Source organism: Paenibacillus sp. JT31N17 (assembly GCF_056269255.1).
In genome coordinates this window covers 156,337-182,255 of sequence record NZ_JBWDNP010000012.1, presented here as the reverse complement: position 1 = coordinate 182,255, position 25,919 = coordinate 156,337, and the positions used below count along the sequence as shown (strand labels likewise).

Genomic DNA, 25,919 nt, shown 5'->3' with positions numbered 1-25,919 from the left:
GATATGGGCGGGACATGGGTGGACGCGAACGCGGCTGCCAAATTATTAGAAGACGGAGTGGAGGAACAGCAATGAAGATCAAAAGTATCGAGACCTTTACGACAAGACAGCTTTCTGTCGTCCGGGTTACTTCCCAGGATGGCCTTCAGGGATACGGGCAGATTGCCCCTTATCATGCCAATATATCGGCCCTTGTGCTGCACCAGCAGGTTGCGCCTCACGCACTCGGAGCGGATTGCAGCGAGATAGAAGCTTTGTCCGCGGCCATCATCCGCGAGGAGCATAAATTTCCCGGCTCTCACTTATGCCGGGCAGTAGGCGGTTTGGATACGGCATTATGGGATCTGAAGGGCAAGCGGGAGGGGAAAAGCGTATGCGAGCTGCTGGGCGGCAGACCCCGCAAGGTGGAGGTATACGGTTCGAGCATGAGGCGGGACATCTCTCCTGGGGAGGAGGCGGAACGGCTGAGGCGGCTTCAGGAAACGGAGGGCTTCCGCGCCTTCAAAATCCGCATCGCAAGCAATTTCGGTCACGACAAGGATGTATATCCGGGCCGCTCGGAGCAGGCCGTTCGCGCGGCGCGGGCGGCAGTCGGTGACGACACCCCGCTGTTTGTTGATGCGAACAGCGGGTTTACGCCGGGCAAGGCCATCGAGGCAGGGGATATGCTGGCGCAGTATGGGGTGTGTCACTTCGAGGAGCCCTGTCCCTATACGGAGCTGGAGTGGACGAAGCAGGTGGCGGACGCTCTTGATATACCGGTTACCGGCGGCGAACAGGATACCGATCTGGCGCAGTTCCGGCGGATGATCGCCATGCGGGCGGTGGACGTCGTCCAGCCGGACATCTGTTATGTCGGCGGCCTCAGCCGCGCGCTGGAAGTGGCCCGGATGGCGGAGTCCGCGGGCATGATCTGCATGCCGCATGCGGCTAATTTATCCATGCTTGCCGTGTTCACGCTTCATATGGTGGCAGCCATCCCCAATGCCGGAGATTATATGGAATACACGATCGAGCAGGATGCCTGGACGAAGGGCCTGTTTACGGAGCCGCTGGCCGTGTCGGACGGCAGGGTGCAGGTTCCAGAGGGACCGGGCTGGGGGATAACCGTTAATCCGCAGTGGATGGAGAAGGCGGAATACCGGATCAGTTCAAGCGGGGTGCTTTGATGCAAACTGCCGTCAAGAGTCAGCCTCGTCAGCCGCTTCTGTCCAGACTATGGGCCAGCCTGCTGCAGCACAAATGGATGTATGTGCTGGCGCTGCCGGGCATCCTGTATTTTATTCTGTTCAAATTCGTTCCTTTCTGGGGACTGCTGATCGCGTTCAAGGAGTACAACCCTTATAAGGGATTGTGGGGAAGTCCGTGGATCGGCTTCACGAATTTTACCGAGCTGTTCGCAAGCCAGATTTTCTACGATATGCTGCGGAACACATTTGCGATTAATATTTTCGGAATCATCTTTATGTTCCCTGTTCCTATCATACTGGCTATCATGCTGAATGAGGTCAGGCATGAGGTGTTCAAAAGGATCAATCAATCGATCGTTTACTTGCCTCATTTTCTGTCCTGGGTCGTAGTGGCCAGCATGACCTTCTTCATGCTCTCGACGGATGTGGGGATCGTGAACAAGATCATCTCCGGTATGGGCTTCGAAACGGTATCGTTCCTGTCCAATTCAAACTATTTCTGGGGGCTGATCACGCTTCAGAGCATGTGGAAGGAAGTAGGATGGGGCACCATTATCTTCCTGGCCGCCATTGCCGGCGTGGATCCCGGGCAGTACGAGGCAGCCGTTATGGACGGCGCCTCGCGCATGAAGCAAATCTGGCATATTACGATCCCGGCGATTCGTCCGACGATTATCATTTTGCTTATATTACGGCTCGGCCATATGGCGGATGTCGGATTCGAGCAGGTGCTGCTCATGAACAACCCGCTCGTCACCTCCGTTTCCCAGGTATTCGACACCTATGCGTATACGATCGGGATTCTCGGAGGGAAGATCAGCGTAGGCGTAACTGTAGGGATGTTTAAAGGCGTTGTAGGCTTGATCCTTGTCCTGCTGTCGAATTATACGGTGAAGAAGCTGGGCCAAGAGGGCATTTATTAAGGGGGGACCAACTTTGAGTTTCGTAGCTTCCAAAAGATTGACTCTATTCGATTATGTGAATTACTCGCTGCTCGCGATCATGTCGATTATTTGCGTCTTTCCGTTTATTTATGTGTTCAGCGTTTCCTTCACCGATCCGAAGGTCTATGTGCCGCTGCAATTTTACTTGTTCCCGGAAAAATGGTCTTTGTCGGCGTACCGGTACATTCTGTCGACCAACAGCTTTATGAACGCTTTGAAAAGCACCGTGTTCGTGACGGGTATCGGAACCGTGCTGAGCGTTATCGTGTCGTTCACATTTGCCTATGTCCTCACCAAGAAAGCCGTGCCCGGCCGGAATGTGATGCTCGGAGGCGTTATTTTTACGCTGGTATTCAATGCCGGGATTTTGCCCAACTATTTGCTGATCAAGGATCTTGGACTGCTCAATTCGCACTGGTCCCTGATATTGTCCGGCCTGACCAACGCCTGGAGCCTGATCGTGATTAAAAGCTTTCTGGATACGCTCCCCTCGGAACTTGAGGATGCCGCCCGCATCGACGGCTGCTCCGATATCGGCGTCTTCTGGCGGATTATTGTCCCGCTGTCCATGCCGGCTGTCGCCGCTTTCACCTTATTCTTCGCAGTCGCTTACTGGAATACGTACTTCAATGCGCTGATCTATTTGACCGATGCCAAGAAATGGACGCTGCAGGTGCTGATCAAATCGCTTGTTATCGATTCGGATTCCAACGGCGTAGGCGGGTCCGGCGGGTCCGACGACCGGGTTATTCCGCAGGAAACGATCCGTATGGCGTCCATTGTGCTGGCCATGGTGCCTATTCTGCTGGTCTATCCGTTTCTGCAGAAGCATTTTGCCAAAGGCGTTATGCTGGGGTCCGTGAAGGGCTAGAATAATTGATTAACCCGAATAGAGAAGGTAGTTGGATGTTATGCGACGAAAAAATCATGAATTTAAATAGGTATAAGTGCAATTAACTAATAAGCCGGGACCCTCCATTGGGAGCTTCCCGGCTTATATTTGTTTCTGATCAGCCTTGAAGGCTGCCGGAGATTTTATTGCGTGTCTTTTGATTGACCATATCCGCTGCCTTTATTATCGCCTTGGCTGTTTCCTTCATTTTGATCCTGACTTTGCTTGTCACCATGCCCATGGCTGCCTTCTCCGCCTTGGCCATAATCCTTGCTTTTGGTATCTTCTTTGGTTTTTTCTTCTACTTGGCCCTTGTCTTCTTGAATATTGTCTTCTTGAATATTGTCATCTTGAATTTTGTTGTCTTTTTCCTTGGTTTTCTCTTGAATTTTTTGCCCTTGATCTTCTTGTTTTATTTCTAATTTTCCTTGGCCCCGATCTTGTCCCTGGCCGGAGTTTTGACCTTGGCCACCGCCAATACCATCGCCTTGGCCTTGACCACCGCCGATGCCGCCGCCTTGGCCTTGACCACCGCCGATGCCGCCGCCTTGGCCTTGACCACCGCCGATGCCGCCGCCTTGACCTTGACCACCGCCAATACCGCCGCCGTGGTCTTGACCACCGCCAATACCGCCGCCTTGACCTTGACCACCGCCGATGCCGCCGCCTTGACCTTGACCACCGCCGATGCCACCGCCTTGGCCTTGACCACCGCCAATACCGCCGCCTTGACCTTGACCACCGCCGATGCCACCGCCTTGGCCTTGACCACCGCCAATACCGCCGCCGTGGTCTTGACCACCGCCAATGCCGCCGCCGTGGCCTTGACCACCACCGATGCCGCCGCCGTGGTCTTGACCACCGCCGATGACGCCATTTTTGCCGCCGCGAATACCTTGCTCGCGTATTTTTCCATTACCTTTACTTTGCGTATGCATTTGGGTTCCGGTCTTCTTGCTTGCGTACACATAGATCAACGACTTGAGCGTCCTTTTGTCCACTGAGCCAGTCGCCGGAAGTCCATGTTTCTTCTGATAATATTTGACGCCGATGACAGTCAGAGCATTGTAATTCCCATCGATTGGGCCAGCGTAACTGCCAAGTGATTTCAGCATCCCCTGAATGACGTATACATCCGGACCCTTCGCCCCTTTACCGATCGCCGAGCTGACATCCGGAAAGCCAGTCATCAGCGCTATTACTAACAGGGCGGATCCGAGAAGCTTTGCTGCCGATTTGAGGAGCTTTCCTCTTAAGCGAGGATATTGATTGTCCACCATTTTAATGAGACACCGTCCTTTGAATATAAGTTTATTTTTACCACGCCCTTACTATCCCATTATTTCATCCACATTATGCTTTATCTGGGCTGGTCAGATTCCCGGTTTATACTCAAAAACAATCCTTTCCCAACCCTGCCGGTGAAACAAATAATCTGTTGAAATTACAATGATTCCAAATTAAGTCAAGCTTGGAATTAATTTTACGAATCATTCGAATCCAGGAAAGCATTGAATATACCCAGAAAATTACATATATTGAAAACGCTGATGGTTCAGAATAAGAAGGTGCTGGATATCGGCTGCGGTCACGGCGACTTCACCATCCAATTGGGCCCGGTTGTGAAGCAAATTGTAGGTTTGGATATCACACGCGACTTTATTGAAGCGGGCAGAAGCCGCAATCTGGCTAACGTATCTTTTGTTACGGCCAATACGAAGCAAAGGCTTCCGTTTGAAACGGAAGCCTTTGATTGTACTTACAATCGCAAAGGTCCGACCTCCGCCTATGCAGACTTAAAAAGAATCTTAAAAAAAGGCGGGCATATCCTTGGTCTGCATCCCGGGGATCGCATGTCTCCAGAATTGCCGCGGCTTTTCCCCAAAGCTGCCAACAACGGTGGATCACTTCATCGTTCGTGCTGCCGTTTGATTGATAGATGGGCGGCATTTATGTGCTGCAAGACAAAAAGAAGAGAGCACCTGCTGCCAGATGCCCTCTTCATTCAAAGATTCCAGTACTCAACCACCCTTACATACTCAACTGCCCCCGCCGAATATCATGCATATGGGGGCTCCCACATCTTCTTCCTCCACCCGATCGTGTCCCCGATCACCTGCAGCCGTTCATCCAGCATGACATCCATACCGAAAGGAAGATCATGCCCGTGCCGGAAACGGACATCGCGCAGCTCAACCTTGTATCCGTCCTGAAGCTTCTGACAGGAGATATGAACGCGATGCGTGAACCGGAGAAATGTTCGGACCCCGTCGCTGCCCATGACCGCTTGAATGATATCGTTTTGCTCCCCTTTTTCGAAGATCGCTTCTTCCTTCAAAGTCAATCCGCGGATCGAGCCCGTGATATAGGCCTGCCCGGTTTCATGAACATACTTCCACTCGTGGGGAAGCCCCCGCGGAATCAGGAAGGAATAGCCGGCAGTTCCGTAACGCCGGCGGACAAGCTGCAGCATGAAGCGGCCAATCAGGAGGCGGCAGCCGATGAAGAGAAAGGTTAAAGCATAGACAAGCGGAAAGACAGCCGCTGCCCCGAAGACGTCGAACACCCACAGGAGCAGCCCCGCTGCGTGAAGAGAGAACAGAATCGGATCAAAGATCGGGATGATATCCGCATGGAACCACCTCCGCGAAACCGGTCTGAAGCACTGCACGCCGTAGGCATTAAATAAATCGAGGAAGACATGAAACATTACTCCGGCCATCGTCCATAGAAATATCGGGAGCAGATAGGCCCAGGCGTGGAAAGCGAGGGCGATCAGTGGGGCGAGGACAAGCGGCCACCCCGCAAGCATGGGAAGCGAATGGCTGAAGCCCCGATGATGCTGCAGGTATGATTTGTACCCGCGAATACGGATGACCGTATCGAAATCCGGAGCGTTCGAGCCGATGATTGTTGCCGCGAATAACCCGTAGACGGCGGTCGAATGACTGATGAGAGCGGGATCGGCAAGAGAGATTGCAAGTCCTCCCAACGTGGCGCCAATCAGAAGATGAGTTCCGGTATCCATATCCCATAACCTCCTACTGAATCTTGGATGTGAACAAGCGTCGTGCCGATGTGTGTCAGCTTCAGGCAATTTCGTCTTCTTCCGTGACAGACGTCAGGATTTGACTTGCGGCGGCCAATTGATTATTCTCCGTTTCGGCGATCTGCAGGCAGCGCGTATAGATGGCCTCCATCGCCTGGTCCCAGGTGCGCGTCAGCGCGTAGGCCCTGGCTCTTACGCCGAACTCCCGCCATTTGACCGGATGCTCGAACCAGTCGGTCAAGGCCGCGAGGAAGCTCTCCGCATTTCTGGCTTGTGCATGCATTCCGGTCTTCCCGTGCTGTACAATCTCGGTCACACCTCCGCTATTGGCGACAATAGCGGGAAGCCCCGACGCCGAAGCCTCCAGCACGACGTTGCCGAATGTTTCGGTCGAGGACGGGAACACGAACAAATCCGAGGATGCGTATAGTTCCGCCAGGGCCTCTCCGCTCTGATAGCCGGCGAACGTTACATTCTGCGGCACTTCCTGCCGGGCCTGCTCCATCATCGGGCCGTCGCCGACAATCAGCAGATGGACTTGGTTGCGGATCGCATCCGGCAGCCGGTGCATCAGCTGGAAGAGGATATCCATATCCTTCTCCGGCGCCAGACGGCCGACGAACAGCAGCAGATACCGCTCCTTGATCCCGTAAATTTCCCGGATACGCTGCGAACGCTTCGCGGGTGTAAACAATTTGCAGTCGACTCCCCGAGTCCACAAGGCGAGATTGCTCAGCCCTTTGGCTTCCAGCAGGCTTATCGTCTCCAGCGAAGGCGCGAAGATGGCGCGGCAGGAACGGTGGAACCATTTGATATACGGCCAATAGCATGACCGGGCAAAAGGAAAGCGGTAGGATTCGAGGTAGCGGTCGAAATGGGTATGGTAAGAGGCTACGACAGGGATGTGCAGCTTTTGGGCGGCGGAAAGACCGGCGAGTCCGACATTGAACGGGGTAGCGATATGGACAAGATCAGGCTTGAAGCGGGAAAGCTGCTGCCGGATGCGCAGCAAATTGGGAATGGCGAACCGGTATTCGGGATAGAGCAGGAGAGGGAGGCTGGCGAGCCTGCATACCTGATCTTCATAAGAGGGATCCGGTTCGGTCGGTACAAACAGCTTGCACTCGACTCCCCGGTCGGATAGATAATCTGTCCAGCGTTTCAAAGTAAGAGCAACGCCATTGATCTGCGGAATAAAAGTGTCTGAAAACACGGCAATTCGCATGGGCCCACTCCTCCTTACGGATGATATCTTCACAGTAGTTCATGATTATTAGCGCTGATGCATGGTTGGGTAAAGAAATCATGAAGTTATGAAGAAGGAATCAGCCGGCGCGGCCGTAGCTTTTCAAATCCGTCATATTATGAAATAAATCGCCAGATCCTTGATGCTGCACAGGGCAGCTTTTCTTTATAGTGGAAGTGACGGCAGGGTGAGGCTGCTCCAAGACTAATGGGAGAAAGAAGGAGAACATATGAGTTCGGATAAAATCATCTATGTGAAGGATTATACCTCGCCATCCGGTCAGGACAGCGCGGATGGAATTCGGGAGGCGATTCGGGCAGCACTGGAGGCTGAAGCAGGATTAATCGTATTTGAGGCGGGGACATACAGGCTCACCTCGGTTGAGGTTGTCCAGACCGAAGGGATGGTGCATGATGCGGGGAGCGGCCATCAGTTGTGGAAGGATACCCATATTTCGATAAGCGGCGCGAAAGGCTTGACGCTGCAGGGAGCGATAGGCGATAACGGCGAGCCGGCTACCGTGCTGGCGGGTTACAATGACGGGAGTGTCAACGGTTATCTGCCGTCGATCCTGTGGTGCGAGGACAATGAAGCCCTCAGCCTGCGTCATTTGGCCTTTACGCGGGAGCCTGAATTTGCTTCTGCGGGAATCGTCACAAGCCGTTCGGAATCCTCCATTACGGTTGAGGTGTTCGCCGGGAATCCCTGCCATGAGGGGATGGGCACCTACTGCATGAACCGCCTGGATCCTTTGACCGGCGCGTTGACCGGAGAGAGCGTCACCTATGGCGGCGGGGCCGACGCGGATTGGGAGCAGGTCGGCAAGCGGAGTTTTGTCTTGAACAGCCAATCGGTTGCCTCCAAAGTGCAGCTTGGCGAGCATTTGTCATGGCATCAAGGCGCCCGGACGGATTTCCAGATTTACTTCGCCCGATGCGACAGTCTGGAGCTCAGCCGGCTTCGCATTAAGAATGCGAACGGCTTCGCCATGTTGACGGAAAGCTGCCGGCATATACGCGCCGACGGTGTCGTCTTCAAGCCTGACGGGAACCGCTTGTTCACAGCACCGCGCGATGCCTGGAAGCTGTTCAAGTGCAGCGGCCATATCGAGATTAACCGGATGTATGTGGAAGGCGTCAGAATGGACGGGCAGAATATTCAGAGCAATTGGCTGTTTCTGGAGCGCAAGCTGTCTCCGCTGGAAGCTGTTTTCTTCTGCAAGTACACGTATGCGCCGCTGCAGATTGGCAGTCATATTGAATTTTATGATGGCGCGCATATGGAACGAGGGTTGATTGAGGAATGGTCGCTGGAGGAGAAGACCGAAGGAGGCCATATCTATCGTATACGATTGCAGATGGAGATTCCCGCATTCGCGCTCGAAGGCATGCTGTGCGCGGCAGACTGCTGGGAGGCTGACAGCTACACATGCACCGACTCGGAATTTGTCAATATCGCCGGAGCAGGCCATCTGGTGAGGAACGACCATGTTACGATCCAGCGCTGTACATACCGCAATACAATGAATCCGGGTATTCTTCTGGGGGCGGAGCTTCCAACCCATGCCGAGGGAGGCCATGCGACGCATATCCGTATAGAGGACTGCGTATTCGACCACTGCGGCTTCTATCCGCGTTATGGCGCAGAAGGGTGCATCGGCATCAAATCCTCCGGCTTCGATGGACCGTATAACCGGCATATTGCGATTAGCGGCAATGTATTCCGAAATTCGGCGATTGGCATTCACGCGGTCGATGCGGATGAAGTTTCGGTGAGCCGCAACCTCTTCGAGGGTGTGGAGAGGCCGCTGGTGACCCAACCGGGAGTTACGGGAAAGGTAGAATTTGACGGCTAGACGACAGATGTACGATGCTGCTCACAGCTTTTGCAGCCATAGAGTCAGGCTCCTGAGCAGCTGAAGAACGAACCGCCCGGGCGGCGCTTGAGGAGTTGTTTTCCATGCCTCCCGCGCTGCTTTTTCCACATCGTCTCTGATTTGATTCATTCTCGTTTCATATTCATACAGGTTGTTCATTTGCTTCATCCCCTTTGATTTTTATTATAGCTGGATAAAGATGAATAAAAATTGTAAAGTATTAATTATATATTTCATCTTTTATTCAGGGCAGGTGACAGGGCATGATTCTGCAGCAGCAGTATTTGAAAATAAGACAATTGCATCTGAACGAAATGCGGGGAACGAGCTTCGAAATCACCCTGCAGGAGCTGACAGATGTATTGGAATGCTCCGGGCGCAACGTGAATTTGATTCTGCGTAAAATGGAAGAGCAGCAGTGGATTGAGTGGGTTGCGGGGAGGGGGCGCGGCAATCGCTCGCAAATGACCTTCCTCGTCTCCCAGGAGTCGATCGTTCTGCAAATCGCGCAGCAGTATGTGGAAAAAGGGGATCTTAAACAAGCGTTTGCTTTTCTTGATGAATACGCTCACTTGCCCTTTGTTAAAGAGCAGTTCATGTACTGGCTCGATACCCATTTTGGCTACCGGACGGAAACAAAGAATATGGATGTTATGGAAACGCTGCGGATTCCATACGATAGAACGATTCAGTATATCGACCCGATTTTTATGCTCTATGCGGTGGAGTCGCATTTGGTCAAGCATGTCTTTGATTGCCTGGTCCGGTACGATTCGCTTCAGGAACGCATTGAGCCTCATATCGCGCATTATTGGAGGAAGAATGAACAAGGTACGGAATGGATATTTTATATCCGTAAAGGGATTTATTTTCATCATGGCCGGGAGCTTACTGCCCATGACGTGAAGTTTACGCTGGAACGGTTGAATGACGATGAGATCAAGGCCCCCTTCCGCTGGCTGGTCTCCGATATTTCCCGGGTTGAAGTGGTCAATAACTATGTCCTGCGGATCTTTCTGACCAGAACCAATCACTTGTTCCTGCGGAATTTAAGCTTTGACCCCACCTCCATTGTTCCGCGGGATGCCGTTCAGGACCTGGGCAGACAATTCACGAGATTGCCGGTAGGCACGGGACCTTTCAAGCTGGTGAAAAATGACGATAATATGATTGTGCTTGAGGCCTACCAGCAATATTTTGACAAGCGCGCCCATCTGGACCGGGTAGAGATATGGCGGACGCCGGAGCGGAATATGAGCAGCGGGAAGCGCGATACGGATTCCTATCAGATGCGCAATTATCTTTGCGGCGAGCTGGGGATGCAGACCCCGTCCGCATGGCTGGAGGTTGAGACCAGCGCGGTCTCCTGCCATTATATTTCCTTTAATTTATCCAAGGAGGGTCCGCAGCAGAATCCGTTATTCCGCAGGGCTTTGTTTCATGGATTGAATCGCAGGAGGCTGCTGGAAATTATGGTTTCAACAGATGCCAAAGCCGTGGAAAGCTTCTTTCCAGATCCTGAGATTACCGGTTATGAAGCTGCTTATGACCCTGAGTTAGCCCGAAAGCTGTTGGCGGATAGCGGCTACAAGGAAGAAAAGGTAACGGTATATGCAGCATTATCCAATGAAAGCACACAATGGTTTATAGAGGAATGCGGGATTCTGGGTGTTGAGTTGGATGTTATTGAACCGCCCAAGAATAGCATGGTGAAGGATGCTGGAATCAAGCAGGAGGATTTGACCATCGGTTCGATCGTAACGGAGGATGAATCGGCATTTTCGATGATTGAGTTATTTCTGTCCGGGAACAGCTGCTTCCATAAAAACCTGCGTCCGGGGAACTTGCAGCAGATCGAGGGTATTGTCCAACGAGTGTACGAGGAATCTTCGCCTGCCAAACGTTACGAGATCTCCAAAGAGCTGGAGCAGATGCTCAAGCTGGATGATGCCGTACTCTATTTGTATCATCGTCCGCTCAAAACACAGGTACATCCATCCCTGAAAGGGGTTCATCTCAACTCGATAGGCTGGGTGGACTTCAGAAGAGTGTGGTTTGAGACGAAGGACAAATAAGTGAAAATAGCAATTCAGAAGAAATCCTGCCTACCCCTTTATGCTACTATGGGTTTATCCAAAATTTGAGAAGGTGGGATAAATCATGACTACCAGCATTTCAAAAGGACGGCTTTGGACGGCGCGAATCATGAGCGGGGTAACGATAATATTTATGCTGTTCGACAGTATCCTTAAATTGTTCAAGCCCGCCCAGGTTGTGGAAGGCACAGTCACGCTGGGATATGCCGAGCATCATATTATGGTTATTGGAATACTCGGGCTGCTTTCTACTATTTTGTATGCCGTTCCACGCACGTCATTCCTGGGCGCACTGCTGCTGACCGGATACTATGGCGGAGTGCTTGCTACGCAAATTCGGATGGACGCCCCGCTTTTCAGTACGATTCTCTTTCTTTCCGGTCTACCTCGCTGTATTGACCTGGGGAGGAGTTTGGTTGAGCAATGATAAAGTGCGTCAGCTCATGCCGTTTACGGACAGAGGGCTGGATAGATAGGTAGTCTCATCGTAATTGATAACATGATAGCCGATGCACGCAAGGACCGTCCGGGCAGCCGGACGGTCTTTTCAGCGCGGATTCATAATCGGATGAAAGACCGGAGGAATCGCGGCGCGGACATTCATCTAAATTGCTCACATGCACAGACTATTCTTATCGATGCGGAATATGCTAAAACGACAAAGCTCTCAAATACAATAGGAGGTTTTAGTATGATGTATACTATTGATCTGGCTCTCTGGAACATCACTACTGGACTACCATCTAAGCCTTACGTGACGGCCGACTACAACAGAGCGAATGACAATGTGAATGGATTCACAAACGCTATCGCATGGGCAGCGGATCAGGGATATAGCTACATTATCGTTCCTAAGGGCGAGTATGCTTTATGTTACCCTAATTCAATCAAGATCACCGACAGCTATATTACTGTCGATCTCAACGGTTCTACCTTCAAGGAAATATACGATTCCGAGGCGCAGTCTCCCTACGACACTGCAGATCGAAGTGTGCTGCGTGATTACTATGCCTTCCCAAGCAATCAAGTACCTGGCGTTGCTTTTAAAATCGAAGAGTGCACACATACGAGTCTCATTAAAGGGATTATTATTGGAGATAAAGCCGACCGGTCATTTGCCGTTCCTAATGAAGAACGGAAAAATGAATGGACAAACGGCATACAGATCGGCAAAGGGGCCAGCTATATCAGCGTAGGTAAAAATACGATCAGCTACTTTATGGCCGACGGGATATCGTTCATTAATTCCGGCGTAGCAGAGATGGTAGAATTTGCACTAGGCTTGTCTGTAAGCGATATCAACCCCAATACCGGCGCGCTTATGGCTTCAACTACAAACATGGTCAGCAAGCTTCTGACTATACCTGCACATAAACCGCCACATCAGGCATTTCTTATTGCAGGGTTTGGATATACCCGTGCAACTGCGATCAATGCAAAAGAGGTTGGTGTCTATTACTACAATGCTGCTGGTGCCTTCATCCGCGGTTTCAGCAACCAAAAGATATACAAACCGATCACAATCGTACCTGGCGCTGCGATGTTTCGTTTCGTATTCTACAACGAAACGAATATAACCAAGGATATGCAGATCCATCTGAAATTCGGTTTGACGCCGCATCATTGTACGGTTGAGGACAATGAAATCTTTGGCTGCCATAGAGGAGGCATTACGCCGGGCGGCAACGATCTGATTATTCAAAACAACATCCTTCACGATATCGGCGTCGAGTATCTGGACGGCAAGCCTATATTTAACGATCCAACCAGATACTGCATCAATCAGGAGGATTCGTTTGGCGACAATACGCTCATCCGCAACAACATTATGTATAACTGCTTTCATGGCATCTTGTGCGGCGCCTACTTTCCAACGATAGAAAACAACCGGTTCTATAACTGCCTGGGTACAGCTATCAATCTGTACATCCTGAAAAAAGCAGTCGTAACCGGCAACTTCATTTACAAATGCGGCACTTCCCTTGGGCTTATGACTGCGGTTTTCCAAAATGCGCATGTAACCTACAGAGACAATACAATCGTCGGCGGCAATCTGCTGCTAAACAATGGCGTTGGTTACCATATCACAGCCGAGGGCAATACATTCGAGGACGTAATCAACCTCGCTTACCCTGACGATGACAGATGCGTATTCAGGGGCAACCACTTCAGGTGGAGCGATACTTTCTCCGGCGCACCCATGATCACAATTAACCATATTGAAGATTGCACGATGGAAGTAAAAGGCGCCAGAAAACTGATTACGCTCAAGGCCTATGAAATAAATCGTCTGGACGCCAAAAATACAACGATTCGGGTAAATACCCGTAACCAGCTGACTGTCAATGAAAATGTGAATTTCTATAACAGTACGTTTGAATCCTGCCAGATTGACAATCTTCTGTACGCAATGAAAGAACGGAAAGTAAATATTTACAAAAGCAAACTTACCGATACGATTGTGTTTATCGGAAATACCAATACAAATGGTCAGTACCCATACACCGGCCTGAAGGACTGTATGGTCATTCTAAATACGCTGACCTGGCTTGTGCAAACCAGTTTCAATACATCGAAAGGCACCGTACAAATTGAAGACAGCCAACTTGCGATCAATAATGCCGGCTTCATGTATTTGATCAAGAACGATTTGACCGCCGGGCTGCCGCCGCTCTTCACCTTTGCTTTGAAAAGAAGCCGCATCATCTATACCGGTCCTTCGAAATTGACGCTTGGTTTCTACAACAGCAAGGGCATAATTAAATCCTTCATCTCTGCACGAAATATATTCAGCAACATCACTTTGCCTGCAAGAGAGAATGTGTATGTTGGATACGATCCGGATAAGGAAAGAGATACCGTACCGACGTATGGCATTTTCTTTACGGGCCAAGTCATCCGAAATGCGTATCCGGCTGCCGGTGAACCTGAATATTGGCTGTGCTTATCCAGAGCGGGTACGCCTGATGATTTGCCAAGGACCGCTAATAATATTCTATGGACTGCTGCCACAGTCAAAGCGCTTGGCGATCAAGTAAATGCAGGAGGCCGCGTTTATACCGTTACGACTCCAGGTACGACCGGCGCTGCGGCTCCAGCCTGGCCAACAGTTGAAGGAAACACAGTTGCAGATGGCACTGTGGTTTGGACTGACAGCGGCTACCTTGCCGCTTTTGCTGCTGTGGGTAAAATTTAAAATAATATTTGACGGATGCATCAATGAAAAAAAACGCAACGAGCGACAGAATCAGTCGTCTCATTGCGCTTATTTAAAGAAGCTGCAGATTCATGCAAGGCCTGGAGAATCAGGGGCTGCATGCCGGACTTATTTCCTCAAATGCCCGCTTTCGTCAAACGCCAGTTCATAGCCCTCCGTTAAAATCTCAATATCCGGATGGTTCCGCGCTTCTTCCAGCAGCGTTTCGGATATCTCGATCTCCCCCAGATGCAGCGTATCTTGAATGCGCACCATTCTGCAGGCGGTATAATCCAAAATATTGCATGTCTTGACAGCCGCTTTGATAGCGTCCCTGTCATTAGGCAGGGTGGTTGCTATCTTAGTTGGGGCGCAAACGGTTGAAGTCAGGCCATTCGCATAGGTGACTGGCCAGTCGGCTTGCTCGACCAGGCGCGAAGTTGTAAAGTCCGCTGTCCCGACACCGTTGGCGTTCCCTTTCGTTTCGGGCGTCAAATCAAGGACGACCATCTTGCTTACCTCAGGCCCGCCATGCGCATAGGGCGTAGGGTATCTGCCTGTAATATTAGGATCCATGCCGTCACCGCTTATATTTTTGCCGATATAATCGATGACGAGCACATCCAGCTGCGAAAACAGGATCTTTGGAAGCCTTTGCTTCGCCTCAACGAGGAGAGCCGGCTCCAACGCTTCAATCTGATCCGCCGCAAGCACCTCGATCCGGCATGTTTCATCGTAGGCATTCTCGATCAGGGCCACTCCGAACAAAATCGGCAATTTGTCCATCATAAGCTTCGCCATTTTCGGAACATTCTCCGCCATATACGCAAAGCCCAACTGGTGGCAGGCTTCCGCCCCCTTCTGCTTCCCTAAACCGATGGAGATCATCTTCATGATTCCGCTTTCAAACGGTCCGCGAAAAGCGGTATGCGGTTTCACTCTGTTCATCACCACGATGGCATCCGCTTCGGACGCGATTTTATCTACATAAACAGGCAATCCATTCTCCAGCTCATCCAGCTGAACGACCTCCATCGAAGAAAGGATCGGCGCTCCGACGGACAATTCTGTGATGCCGAGGTATTTTAAAACGTCCTTCTGCCCTTCAGCTGTGGCTCCGCCATGACTGCCCATGCAAGGTACGATAAAAGGATGCGCATGCCGTGCTTTTATCGCTTCTATCATTGTTTTGGTGAACGCGGCGATATTTGCAACCCCTCGGCTTCCTACAGCGACGGCTACTCTTTGTCCGGGCTGAATTTGGTTCATTGCAGGACAGGCATCAAGCTTTCGGAGCAGTTCCCCGGCAGGATCATCGAGCTTCGTTCCGTCAAATCTTTGCCGTATTCGAACCATCTTTGGAATCGGGATCGGCTCAAGCAGTTGACTGAGTATATTCATTTTGAAGTCTCCTTTTCTTTTATTGCGTCTATACTCCAGTTTATCCGCTTTGTCATTCCGGGGCAATCGGAATAAACAAATTTAGAGTGGCTGCTGCACCCGGCATCATGTGATCGTTTATTGGAAAAAAACAGGAAATCAAGTTATTTGCAAGAATATATACATAAGTATGCACAAATTTTTTTGATCAATTGAAGGAGGGTTACAATGATTCTCGAAACCAGGAGATTGATTATAAGAGAATTTAAGCCCGAGGATTTGGAAGATATACATGCCTATGCATCGAACCCGTTAGTAGTCAAGCATATGATATGGGGACCCAACTCAAAAGACGATACACAAAGCTATCTGAATACGGTAATGGAAATGCAAGAGCAAATGCCCCGCCTTGACTTTGAAGCAGCGGCAGTCTTGAAAGAAACAAGGCAGCTGATCGGCGGCTGCGGCATCCACCTGTCCAGTCCATCACAAGGGGAGATAGGATATTGTTTTAATCCGCTCTTCTGGGGAAACGGCTTCGCAACAGAAGCTGCTGACGCTCTGCTTGGATTTGGTTTTCGCGAGCTTGGTCTCCATCGGATATTCGCGACTTGCCGTCCGGATAACATTGGGTCCGCCAAAGTGATGCAAAAAATAGGGATGACATACGAAGGGCATATCAGGGAGCATATGCGGCATAAAGGGAAATGGCATGACTCCCATCAATATTCTATTTTAGAAAATGAATATGTTGGTGGAGGGGATTGTTGAACATTTTGAAGCAGAGAATTTTCCGTTCGATGGCAATGGGGACTTTTCTTGCCGCAATTATCCTGTTTCTAGTGGATGGATTGTTTATAGATTATCATCAGTGCTATGACGGTTTGGGAATATTCTCAACGTTCATATTCCCGTTAATCGGGATTGTTTGTGCGGGGATTGCTTATAAAAAAACAGACTCTGCCCTGGATATGACTTTGATAGGCCTTAATATTTTTGCTTTCTTGAGCTTCTTTTTAATGATGTTTTTTGGCATGTTATTCTTCGGTCCGTAGGATTGCCTTGTAGGGTGCTCGCTTGCCAAAATCCCTGATAAGAGCCACGCCTCGCAGTAGAGTCGCGGCTCTGGCAGCTTACTTCGTCGTATTCAGATCATACCGTTCTCCGGGCGCGAGTATGTGGAATCTGCTCTCCGAACGGGTAATGCCGCAAGACAGCCTGGCCGGATCGCCGTTGAACGGCAGCGCCTCAGGCGCGTCATATGTACCGTAGTGATGCGCGATAAGATCGGCGTCGCCAAGATGGTTGGCCAATTTAACGGCATTGTCAATTCCGAAGTGATACGGATCATTCGATACATCCAGCAGCAGGAGGTCGACTCCGCTCGTCTCCAGATGCTCGGGGAGTAGACGGCTATCTCCCGTGTACCAGATAACCCCGTCCGGACTGCTGATCAAGAAGCCGCAGCAGTCCTCCGGCCCGTACGGAGGACCGAACTTTGCCGGATCGGAAATTTGCCAGGCATGGTCGGCCCGCGTGAGGGCGATTTCAACATTTCCGACCCGGAAGGTCTCGCCGATACGGAAAGCCCGGGATTGATCGGCCGGCACTCCGAGCCGCGCAAGCTCCCGCACAACGATGGCGGGGCCACCGTACATGCCGCCTGTTCGAATCAGAGCCGCGGCTGTATCCGGCGCCAGGTGATCATTATCCATATGCGAATAGAGCACAGCATCCAGATGCGGAACATCCGCCGCCACAATCGGCAGAGGCACCAGCATCCGGTAGCCTAGCTCATTCACGTTAGGGGAGCCGTCCTTCATCGTAATGACGGGGTCAATCATAATCAGCGTTCCGCGGGCGTTGATCAGGAATCCGGCTCCGGACAGCCACCAAATCGAGGTGCGGTTGGATGCGGTAAAGTCCTCAGCCGTGATCATTCTGGTATAGGGTGCAATGACTTGGGAGGCGGACGGTTCCTGCGGCATTTCCTGGGACATGAGAATCATCTCCTTATAAAATTCGAATAGGGGATCGACTTAACCTGGACCGGATGGATGGTTAACTTGGCAAGCAGACAGGATTCGCCGCTCTCCTTATATTCCCATACGAATCCGGGGACGGCAATTACATAGCGGAAAATGTTGAAATCCATGTGACCTCATTCTAAGCTAATATAGAGGATGAACTGCGGGCCATAAAAAAGCTTGTTCTCTCCCTTATCTGACCAGGCATTGAAGAGGAGTGGTATTGCCATGACCAAAGTATATGGTTGTCCGGTAGAAGTGACATTAGATGTATTGGGTGGCAAATGGAAGACAGTCATCCTGCGGTATCTTTCCAACCGGGCTTTACGCTACAGTCAGCTCCAACAGCGGATGCCGAATATTACACAGCGGATGCTGACCCTTCAATTGAAGGAGCTGGAGGAGGACGGCTTGATTCAGAGGGTCGTATTTGAGGAGCGGATTAAAAGGGTCGAGTATTCTCTCACCGAGTACGGCAAAAGTGTTGAGCCGATTCTTGAGCTTATGTGCGAATGGGGCAAACAGCGTATGCGTGAATTCAACCTGCAAGTGAGGACAATGGGGACGTCCGGCGGATAGTCCGCAGCCCAGGCAGCATTCAACGAACAAAAATGTGCCGTATTGTATGTTTGGGACCTGCTCTTTTATAATTCTGGATGTGGATATGCACTTTTCTGATCTGCGACAGGCAATACAGATCATTAAACGCGGCCAGAACAAATAATATGAAGGTGGGATACCCATGGTAGTGGAAATCATCCGGTATGACATAGCGCCCGAATCCGCTCGGCATTTCATAACAGCTTATACAGAGGCCGGGACGTATTTAAACCGCTCTCCGCATTGTTTGTCCTATGAAATAATAAACGGCGTTGAAGAACCTAATCATTTCATTATCCGAATTGAATGGGAATCGCTGGAGGGGCATATGCAAGGATTTCGCAGGAGTCCGGAATTTCAGCATTTTTTTGCATTAGTTAAACCCTTCTTCAACGCGATCCTGGAGATGAAGCATTATAGCGTTATCGCAGCAAGCGACCGATGACCAAGACCCGGCTTGAGGCTCTGAGCGACGGCGTCATAGCCATCGTAATGACCATTCTAATCCTTGAATTTAAAGTTCCCATGCTCGAATCATCCGAAGGGGATTGGGTGCTCGCCAAGGATTTTATCCATGATCTGCCCGTTGTTCTCAGCTATATAATCAGTTTTCTGGTTCTCATTGTTTGGTGGATGTCTCATCATCAGTTGTTTCATGGAGCCGAATACATGGATCGCAAGACGATTATTCTGAACGGCATTTTTCTGATGTTTATCGCTTTCATCCCATACCCGACAGCGCTCATGGGTGAATACCCGGGCCTTCGTTTTCCTTCTATTTTGTATGGGATAATCGGCCTGCTCTGCGGAGGGAGTTATTATGGCCTGTTTCACCATATACTGAACAAGAATGCCGGTCATCCGTTCAACGCTAGCGGGAATGCGCTCTCTTTCAAGAATACCTGGCTGCATTTGATTGTTTACATTGCCGCTATAGGTATCGCTTTCATCTCTCCGTATATTTCGATTGCCGTATATGCGGCGGTCCCGATCTATTTTATTGTTAAGAAAAATGGATAAAACAAACCCCTGCCCATTACTATTTGAACGGGAGTACACCATTAGCGGTGACAGGCGATTATCGAGCTATTGCAGATCGAAAAATATATGGGACTCTGTTCGTTTTATTAAAGGAATACGAAAACTCAACCCGAAGGGCTGCCGCGTGGCAGCCCTTCGGGTTGACTAATATAAAGCTGAACGCCTGAGGGCCATCGCTCTCTGCTGGCTATTATTTCAATGCCTCCGCAACGGGGGAATCGAGGGTCATGGTTGTATACCAATTCGGGTAGAGCGGTGCAGGGCGGGTCAATTGCTCCAGCCGCGAGATTTCTTCTGATGTCAAATTCAGATCGGCCGCATTCAAATTTTCCTCCAGCTGCGCGGCCTTGCTTGAGCCTATCAGCACGCTGCTCACATGAGATTGTGCCAGCAGCCAAGCGAGCGACACTTGTGCCGGTGTTGCGCCATGAGCACGAGCGATGCCGCCGATCGTATCAAGAATGCTGAACCCCCATTCTTTGTCAAGCGGGATAAAATCAAAGCCGCCCAGTCTGTTATTCGGATCCTGCAGATTGTCGCGGGTATATTTGCCGCTTAGGAAACCGCTGGCCAGAGGACTCCACACCGTTAATCCGACTCCGGCGCTCTTCATGAAAGGAACCGTATCGTGCTCGATATCTCTGCCGACTAAGGAATAGTACATTTGCCCGTTAATAAAGGTGGCCCATCTGCGTTCGCGCTGCATCTGAACCGCCTGTGCAGCCAGCCAGGCCGGCCAGTTGGAATAGCCGATGTACCGGATCTTGCCCTGCCGGACAAGATCGTTAAGCGCCTCCAATGTTTCTTCCAAGGGAGTGAATGGGTCTGTCTTATGAACGATATACAGATCGATATAATCAGTGTTTAAACGGGCTAGGCTCGCCTCGCACGCAGCGAACAAATGCTTGCGGGACAGACCTGCCTGAACAAGGCCCGGGCCTGATCGAAAACCGGCTTTCGTGGCGATGACCGTCTCCTTGCGGCGTGCTCCCAGCAGCCTTCCCAGCATTTCCTCGCTTTGCCCGTCCGCATAACCGTCCGCCGTATCGAAGAAATTGATGCCGGCGGCGAGTGCCTGATCTATTAACCCCTGCGCATGATCTTGGCCTACCTTGTACACGCTTGGAATATTTCCCGTGCCAAAAGTCATTGCCCCGAATGCCAGCCTGGATACGATTAATCCGGAATTGCCCAATTGTACGTATTTCATATTTTCCCAGTCTCCCGTTTTGTATGGCTTGAACATCTCTTGAATCAAATTATACCTGGCGGAACGCAGGTTCATCTTGAACAAAACAACCGCATTATTGTACAAAATTCTCATGCCAAGCCTGTAACCCGTTGGTTATCACGGGAAGGATACGGTAAAATGATAGAGGACCAGATATGTTTTCGAGGGCAGTACTATGAAAAGGGGATGGTTCCTTGCCAGATTCACCTGTTGTTACGAATGATGCTTCGGGGTGGTCCGAATTAAAAATTTCGGCCTGGGAGGGCGTCTCCCCGCAGGAAGCGTTCGAGCCGGCTCTGGACAGCCATCTGATTGTTATCCATAAAACGCCGCAGCCGGTACGAGTGTTTGAACGGGCGGACGGATATCATGGAGAAGGCATTGCAATGCCTGGCCACATTAATTTGTTCTCGGCAGGCGATATGTCGTACTGCAGGTGGGATGAAGAACTTTCCTTTCTGAGGCTGGACTTGTCGCCGGTATTAACCGCGAAAATCGCCGCCGAGCTGGAGCTTCCTCTTGGAGGCGGCACCGCCATTGATTTTGGAAGACAAATCCGGCTGCAGGACGATCGGATTGTGCAGGTAGCCCAGTGGCTGTACGAAGATATGAAGAGTGGCGGGCCGGGAGGCAAGCTGTATACCGATTCCCTTATTCGGCTCTTGTCCATGCACTTGCTGCATCGGTTTGGTACGGCTTCCGCACGTCAGGCGGCTTCGCCCAGTCAGCTGGCCCGAAAGCAATTGGACGGAGCCCTGCAGTATATTCATGATTATTTGGAACAGGATATTTCCCTGGATGATATTGCAGCAGCGGCGCATGTAAGCCCATCCCATTTTATGAGGCTGTTCAAAGAAGCCACAGGTCTGCCGCCTCACCGGTATGTCATTCAAGAGCGAATCCGCAAAGCCCAGCGTCTGCTGCTCGGCGGGCGTCCCATCCATGAGGTTGCCGCATCGCTGGGGTTCAGCGATCAGAGCCATTTTCACCGCCATTTCAAACGCATCCTCGGGGTCACTCCCCGTGAGTTTGTCCTTAATTTTCGTTAGGCTAATGCAGGATTGGAGCAGGAGTGTTACAATGATCATCGGAAAATGGTCGACAAGAGCACTAGGCGAACTCCAGCCTTACGATAATGATGTATTGGTTTTTTTGCCCGATGGTTCAAAGTAATGCAAAAAGAATTCTTAAAGCACACCAATTGCTGTAAGTGTGGATAATTTACCATCGTAAAATGAAAAGAACGCGGGACCTGCTTCCCGCGTTCTGGTTTTGTAATGCCGGATTAACTTATCCAAACCTCTTTCCACCAGCCGGTCTCAATATCCCATTGATATTCCCAGTAGGCAGTGTCCTTAATTTCCAGCGACTCCAGGGTAGGCGGCTTCCACGCTTTTTTCTTGACTGCGGCATCGTCTGCATCATTCACTTTTGTCTCATCTCCTTTGATTTAAAAACTTCCGGAACCCGAAAATTGACCAGTCACAAAATTCATTGAGTTCTGTTGGCCTGGTATATCAGAGAGACTTGTGCTGTAATAATGTACATAATGTACCTGGCCGGCCATTATCGTAACCGGACCCGTATATTTTACGGAGGGCCCGTCATTAATCCAATAGAAGGTGTCCTTCACTCCTGATCCGCTGGGGTCACCAAAGGGTTTGAGAGTAAGAGTGAACCCGCTGATATACTGGTTTCCGGCACTATTTACTGCAAAAATCGGATCAAGGTGATATTTGGTGATGGGGGCTGTTTTATTTTCAATGTTTACAGTCATTTGATTCCTGGCCTCAATATGCCCCGCACGGTCAATACTCCAGAACTCAAGAGTATGGGCTCCGGGACCACCGTCAATGACGGCGTAGTGGACATCTCCCCGATACGTCGTTTTGACAGGACCGCCATCAACGGTATAATACGTCCACTCCTCCACACCCGAAACCGTATCACTTGCTGCAAAATGAACGTAAGCGTAAGGTTGATAGGGCTCGTAGGTAATCTCAGTTACAGTTGTAACAGGCGGGCTCTTGTCGATCGAGATGAAAATATCAGCTTCCCCCGTATTGCCGGCGGTGTCTGTGGCAGACCCATGGATGTAATGGCCGCCTTCAGCAGATACAATCTGAGGCGGAGAAATCGTAGCAACCGGCGTCTCATCATTATCTTCTGCTATAAAGGAAACCGTTACATCGTCCGTATACCACGCGCCGAGATGCCCCCCATCGACATCAGGCGGCCGGCTGGCCACAGCCGTCACTGAAGGAGGCATATCAACAAGATTCAGTGCAATGTCAAGCGGCGCTGAAGAAACAGCAGATTGGATTGACGAGCTTTGGTACCCATCGGCTGATACTGTAATCGAATAATAGCTGTCGTGTTTATTGAAAAAGGCGTATTCACCTACATTGTTCGTGTAAGCCACAGAACCATCGTTCAATTCAACCTTTGCGTTGTATAGTCCGTAATATCCGGATCCTATAAGACCGGTTACGCTGCCATAGATGGTATGAGGAGGGACTGGAATTTCAATAGACGCATGATTGCCGATTCTTACATCGGAAAATGGGCTAAGGTCCGGATCTGCATTGACTGCTATATCTAAAGCTGCATGTGGTGTTGCGTTATATTCAATATCATAGTGACCGTTGGAGTCGGTCATGTCCGAACCCAATTCAATCCACCAACCTGAACGAACCCGAAATCCCACACTTACTCTGTGATCGGGAACGCCGATACCAAAACTATTTATGGTAATCGTGCCCTCGATGTTTTCGATCATGGCCGGGTCATACTGGAAGTCGAAAGTGGTTGCTCCAATTCCGATGTCTTTCATTAACGGGTGGCCTTTAACGGTAAGCACAACAAGATTCGTGAAGTCACTCCGGTGAAATTCCGGAATTTCATAATGTCCGTTTTGATCGGTAGTCGCACTGGCGATCTCCGGTCCAGGAAAATGACTATAGGCATAGGCGGCAAAGACCTTTAGACTGGCCCCTTGAATGGGCAGACCATTCTCATCGGTAATGGTTCCCTGCAAGGGGGCATAGGTTACGGGATCCGCAGCAGCAAAGCCGGCATTGAAATTGAGCAGTTGAATGGCGAACACTACTAAAACGACCAACTTCACAATATACACTCTGGGTAAAACTGTTTTCATCTCAATCCTCCTTTTCGTTATAAAGGTAAGTTTCATTCTTTATAAAGAATACCACAAATTGGTGTTGAAAAGTGGGAGCTATTAACAATTTAGTGAGCTGTACAATTCCATGAAAAAGTTGCTGAAAAATGATAAATGGCAGCTTATCCAGCACTTTTCAATATTCTGTAATGGATGATTAGAATGTCTGTTGCAGCATCCGTTCGAACATCGCGGCCGTACCCCGTTGAGATCCTCCACTTCGAGTCCGGTCACGCTTGACCTTCACATGATGTGATGGATTAGAATATCAGATACGGAATATGATCCATCGAAGAAAGATTTTACGTGAAGGAGACGGACAAATGATCAGTAAGATGAATCAGGAAATCCCCCGAATTGCCCTGGTTACAGGTGGCAACCGCGGTATAGGAAGGGAAATCGCCAGGCAGCTGGCTTTGAAGGGGCTGCAAGTATTGATCGGCTGCCGGGATGAAGACAAGGGACTGCATACGGTTGAAGATATGCGTCAGGAAGGGCTGGCAGTTGAACTGCAGGTTGTTGATGTGAATGATCCGGAAAGCGTCAGCAGGATGACAGAGAGAGTAAAGCAACAATATGGACGTCTGGATGTATTGGTAAATAATGCCGGAATTATACGGGATTACGGCGTTTCCGTGTTGGATGTGGAGGAGTCTGTAATAAAGGAGACATTCGAGACAAATTATTTTGGCGTATTGCGAATGATTCAAGCCGTTGTCCCATTAATGAAAGAACATCAGTATGGACGCATCGTCAATCTGTCATCTGGCCTGGGAGCTTTTGAGATTCTGGAGGGATTGTTGGGTCTTAAGGGATCTTCGTCAGCCTACCGCATCTCCAAAACCATGGTCAATGCCTTGACATGTTTAGCCGCACAGGATGTGGCCGGAACGGGTATTAAAGTCAACGCCGTTTGTCCTGGGAGGGTACAGACGGATATGGGAAGAGAGGCTGCTTCCCAGGCAGCCGCGGAAGGCCTGCCTGCTCCCTTGACGGTTGCAGAAGGAGCAGATACGGCCGTCTGGCTGGCAACTCTGGATGAAGAAGGTCCAAGCGGCGGATTTTTTCGCGAGCGCAAGCCTGTCGCCTGGTAGAGATTTATTTTATATTGAAGCATGGGGGATCTGTCGTTCAACACTCGCTCATCGGATCCCCTGCTGTTCTTTATTTTTCTAGAGAGAATGATTTGGCCAGCCCTGCCTGAATGAACAGGAGGGCTATTGCTGCTGCCAGACAGGAAATGGAAAATACCGCCATAGCCTGCAGTCCGCCGCTTTCTTCATTGAAGAACAAGAGCAGCCCCAGATTAATAAGTGCATGAAACGTTGTCGCGATCAGAAGATTGTTCCCTCCCGCGTCACACAGCAGCTCTCCCAGGATAACTGAAATGGAGACCGTGCTTATGATGAACAGGAAGGCATACAACCATCCCTCTGAGAAGACGCCAATATGCCATATCCCCCAGAACAGTCCGACCATGATGGATGAGAGGAGTACACTGAATCTGGTCTGCAGCATGGGCTGCATGAAACAGCGCCAACCAAACTCTTCACCGGCAGCGCCAATAAATTGGGCAATGACGATCAGCCAGAACGGCTGCGGCAATGCGGATGGGGAGATGTAGTCAAGCGGATGACCGGATAGCTTATACCAGATAATCGCTGCTGCGAATATAAAGACGACTATTATAACCACAGCCATTAAACGGCGCAGGACGATGGGGTGCAGGCTAAGTCCGGTGGAGAAAGAAGGGCGTTGTCCGCCGGAAAATAACAGCAGGGCAGCCAGGACGCCAAGTGCCGGTCCAAACTGGGTCAACTCAATGACGGCCTCAGGGATGCCCGTGCCAGGCTGTATGATCCCCAGAACCAGTGAGGCAATTGAAGTGATTGCATAGTAGATGAAGACCATTAGAGCCAATTTAGATCCGGACATGTGTTTATTTTCCATGGGTTGATTCCTCCAAGTGCTTA

At 50.4% G+C, this 25,919-nt stretch carries 24 protein-coding genes and 1 pseudogene; 15 read left to right on the top strand and 10 right to left on the bottom strand.

Annotated features, from left to right (window positions below; all coding sequences use genetic code 11):
• The first annotated feature begins 71 nt into the window (after positions 1-71).
• Genes AC0YOB_RS28455 through AC0YOB_RS28445 form a run of 3 tightly spaced genes read left to right on the top strand, consistent with a single transcriptional unit; the run spans position 72 to position 3,005 of the window.
• A complete protein-coding gene (locus tag AC0YOB_RS28455) occupies positions 72-1,169 on the top strand; it encodes a mandelate racemase/muconate lactonizing enzyme family protein (RefSeq protein ID WP_475795658.1) in 1,098 nt (365 codons plus the stop codon).
• Entirely contained in the window at positions 1,169-2,113 is a 945-nt protein-coding gene (locus AC0YOB_RS28450; protein ID WP_475795657.1) for an ABC transporter permease, read from the top strand. Before AC0YOB_RS28455 ends, AC0YOB_RS28450 begins: the two co-directional genes overlap by 1 nt.
• Before the next feature lie 13 nt (positions 2,114-2,126).
• Positions 2,127-3,005, top strand: a complete 879-nt coding sequence (locus AC0YOB_RS28445; protein WP_210046515.1) for a carbohydrate ABC transporter permease — start codon at positions 2,127-2,129, stop codon at positions 3,003-3,005.
• Between the two features lie 164 nt (positions 3,006-3,169).
• Here AC0YOB_RS28445 and AC0YOB_RS28440 read toward each other — a convergent pair whose 3' ends face one another.
• On the bottom strand, positions 3,170-4,306 hold the full coding sequence (locus AC0YOB_RS28440) for a peptidoglycan-binding domain-containing protein (protein WP_475795656.1): 1,137 nt from the start codon (positions 4,304-4,306) through the stop codon (positions 3,170-3,172).
• 270 nt (positions 4,307-4,576) lie between these two features.
• Here AC0YOB_RS28440 and AC0YOB_RS28435 point away from each other — a divergent pair.
• Positions 4,577-4,861: pseudogene (locus tag AC0YOB_RS28435) on the top strand (class I SAM-dependent methyltransferase); the annotation flags it as partial.
• 224 nt (positions 4,862-5,085) lie between these two features.
• On the opposite strand, the gene AC0YOB_RS28430 reads toward AC0YOB_RS28435, so the two are convergent.
• Both AC0YOB_RS28430 and AC0YOB_RS28425 read right to left on the bottom strand, forming a co-directional pair.
• Positions 5,086-6,054, bottom strand: coding sequence for a metal-dependent hydrolase (locus AC0YOB_RS28430; RefSeq protein ID WP_475795655.1), 969 nt, complete (start codon positions 6,052-6,054; stop codon positions 5,086-5,088).
• Positions 6,055-6,115: 61 nt separating this feature from the next.
• Positions 6,116-7,300 (bottom strand): glycosyltransferase family 4 protein, encoded by a 1,185-nt coding sequence (locus AC0YOB_RS28425; protein ID WP_475795654.1) that lies wholly within the window; start codon positions 7,298-7,300, stop codon positions 6,116-6,118.
• 250 nt (positions 7,301-7,550) lie between these two features.
• Here AC0YOB_RS28425 and AC0YOB_RS28420 point away from each other — a divergent pair, with 250 nt between their 5' ends.
• On the top strand, positions 7,551-9,176 hold the full coding sequence (locus AC0YOB_RS28420) for a right-handed parallel beta-helix repeat-containing protein (RefSeq protein WP_475795653.1): 1,626 nt from the start codon (positions 7,551-7,553) through the stop codon (positions 9,174-9,176).
• A gap of 21 nt (positions 9,177-9,197) precedes the next feature.
• Here the strand turns inward: AC0YOB_RS28420 and AC0YOB_RS28415 are convergent, their stop codons facing one another.
• Complete coding sequence (locus tag AC0YOB_RS28415) at positions 9,198-9,356, bottom strand: hypothetical protein (protein ID WP_475795652.1); 159 nt, start codon at positions 9,354-9,356, stop codon at positions 9,198-9,200.
• Between the two features lie 104 nt (positions 9,357-9,460).
• Between AC0YOB_RS28415 and AC0YOB_RS28410 the strand changes: the two genes are divergently transcribed.
• The 3 genes from AC0YOB_RS28410 to AC0YOB_RS28400 all read left to right on the top strand — a co-directional run bounded on the left by AC0YOB_RS28410 (position 9,461) and on the right by AC0YOB_RS28400 (position 14,489).
• On the top strand, positions 9,461-11,272 hold the full coding sequence (locus tag AC0YOB_RS28410; RefSeq protein WP_475795651.1) for an ABC transporter substrate-binding protein: 1,812 nt from the start codon (positions 9,461-9,463) through the stop codon (positions 11,270-11,272).
• A gap of 85 nt (positions 11,273-11,357) precedes the next feature.
• Complete coding sequence (locus AC0YOB_RS28405) at positions 11,358-11,720, top strand: DoxX family protein (RefSeq protein ID WP_475795650.1); 363 nt, start codon at positions 11,358-11,360, stop codon at positions 11,718-11,720.
• A gap of 264 nt (positions 11,721-11,984) precedes the next feature.
• On the top strand, positions 11,985-14,489 hold the full coding sequence (locus AC0YOB_RS28400; protein WP_475795649.1) for a right-handed parallel beta-helix repeat-containing protein: 2,505 nt from the start codon (positions 11,985-11,987) through the stop codon (positions 14,487-14,489).
• A 129-nt stretch (positions 14,490-14,618) separates the two neighbouring features.
• Here AC0YOB_RS28400 and AC0YOB_RS28395 read toward each other — a convergent pair whose 3' ends face one another.
• On the bottom strand, positions 14,619-15,890 hold the full coding sequence (locus AC0YOB_RS28395; RefSeq protein ID WP_475795648.1) for a nickel pincer cofactor-dependent isomerase, group 22: 1,272 nt from the start codon (positions 15,888-15,890) through the stop codon (positions 14,619-14,621).
• Between the two features lie 207 nt (positions 15,891-16,097).
• On the opposite strand from AC0YOB_RS28395, the gene AC0YOB_RS28390 reads away from it, so the two are divergent.
• Together AC0YOB_RS28390 and AC0YOB_RS28385 are read left to right on the top strand one after the other, a co-directional pair.
• Positions 16,098-16,640 (top strand): GNAT family N-acetyltransferase, encoded by a 543-nt coding sequence (locus AC0YOB_RS28390; RefSeq protein WP_475795647.1) that lies wholly within the window; start codon positions 16,098-16,100, stop codon positions 16,638-16,640.
• Complete coding sequence (locus AC0YOB_RS28385; protein ID WP_475795646.1) at positions 16,637-16,924, top strand: hypothetical protein; 288 nt, start codon at positions 16,637-16,639, stop codon at positions 16,922-16,924. The genes AC0YOB_RS28390 and AC0YOB_RS28385 overlap by 4 nt, the downstream gene beginning before the upstream one ends.
• Before the next feature lie 78 nt (positions 16,925-17,002).
• Here the strand turns inward: AC0YOB_RS28385 and AC0YOB_RS28380 are convergent, their stop codons facing one another.
• On the bottom strand, positions 17,003-17,869 hold the full coding sequence (locus AC0YOB_RS28380) for an MBL fold metallo-hydrolase (protein ID WP_475795645.1): 867 nt from the start codon (positions 17,867-17,869) through the stop codon (positions 17,003-17,005).
• A 255-nt stretch (positions 17,870-18,124) separates the two neighbouring features.
• Between AC0YOB_RS28380 and AC0YOB_RS28375 the strand changes: the two genes are divergently transcribed.
• The 3 genes from AC0YOB_RS28375 (at position 18,125) to AC0YOB_RS28365 (ending at position 19,516) form a co-directional block, all read left to right on the top strand.
• Positions 18,125-18,475, top strand: coding sequence for a winged helix-turn-helix transcriptional regulator (locus AC0YOB_RS28375; RefSeq protein WP_210044068.1), 351 nt, complete (start codon positions 18,125-18,127; stop codon positions 18,473-18,475).
• Between the two features lie 163 nt (positions 18,476-18,638).
• Positions 18,639-18,941 (top strand): antibiotic biosynthesis monooxygenase family protein, encoded by a 303-nt coding sequence (locus AC0YOB_RS28370; protein ID WP_475795644.1) that lies wholly within the window; start codon positions 18,639-18,641, stop codon positions 18,939-18,941.
• Positions 18,938-19,516 carry a TMEM175 family protein gene (locus tag AC0YOB_RS28365; RefSeq protein WP_475795643.1) on the top strand — a complete coding sequence of 193 codons (579 nt, stop codon included), beginning with the start codon at positions 18,938-18,940 and terminating at the stop codon, positions 19,514-19,516. The genes AC0YOB_RS28370 and AC0YOB_RS28365 overlap by 4 nt, the downstream gene beginning before the upstream one ends.
• A 211-nt stretch (positions 19,517-19,727) precedes the next feature.
• Here the strand turns inward: AC0YOB_RS28365 and AC0YOB_RS28360 are convergent, their stop codons facing one another.
• Positions 19,728-20,861 carry an aldo/keto reductase gene (locus AC0YOB_RS28360; protein ID WP_475795642.1) on the bottom strand — a complete coding sequence of 378 codons (1,134 nt, stop codon included), beginning with the start codon at positions 20,859-20,861 and terminating at the stop codon, positions 19,728-19,730.
• Positions 20,862-20,962: 101 nt separating this feature from the next.
• On the opposite strand from AC0YOB_RS28360, the gene AC0YOB_RS28355 reads away from it, so the two are divergent.
• Complete coding sequence (locus AC0YOB_RS28355) at positions 20,963-21,817, top strand: AraC family transcriptional regulator (RefSeq protein WP_475795641.1); 855 nt, start codon at positions 20,963-20,965, stop codon at positions 21,815-21,817.
• A 236-nt stretch (positions 21,818-22,053) separates the two neighbouring features.
• Here AC0YOB_RS28355 and AC0YOB_RS28350 read toward each other — a convergent pair whose 3' ends face one another.
• Both AC0YOB_RS28350 and AC0YOB_RS28345 read right to left on the bottom strand, forming a co-directional pair.
• Positions 22,054-22,197 carry a hypothetical protein gene (locus AC0YOB_RS28350; RefSeq protein WP_475795640.1) on the bottom strand — a complete coding sequence of 48 codons (144 nt, stop codon included), beginning with the start codon at positions 22,195-22,197 and terminating at the stop codon, positions 22,054-22,056.
• 21 nt (positions 22,198-22,218) lie between these two features.
• Positions 22,219-23,925, bottom strand: coding sequence for a carboxypeptidase-like regulatory domain-containing protein (locus AC0YOB_RS28345; protein ID WP_475795639.1), 1,707 nt, complete (start codon positions 23,923-23,925; stop codon positions 22,219-22,221).
• A 344-nt stretch (positions 23,926-24,269) separates the two neighbouring features.
• On the opposite strand from AC0YOB_RS28345, the gene AC0YOB_RS28340 reads away from it, so the two are divergent.
• On the top strand, positions 24,270-25,040 hold the full coding sequence (locus AC0YOB_RS28340; protein WP_475795638.1) for an SDR family oxidoreductase: 771 nt from the start codon (positions 24,270-24,272) through the stop codon (positions 25,038-25,040).
• A gap of 70 nt (positions 25,041-25,110) precedes the next feature.
• Here AC0YOB_RS28340 and AC0YOB_RS28335 read toward each other — a convergent pair whose 3' ends face one another.
• Positions 25,111-25,896 carry a CPBP family intramembrane glutamic endopeptidase gene (locus AC0YOB_RS28335; protein ID WP_475795637.1) on the bottom strand — a complete coding sequence of 262 codons (786 nt, stop codon included), beginning with the start codon at positions 25,894-25,896 and terminating at the stop codon, positions 25,111-25,113.
• Between the last annotated feature and the right edge of the window lie 23 nt (positions 25,897-25,919).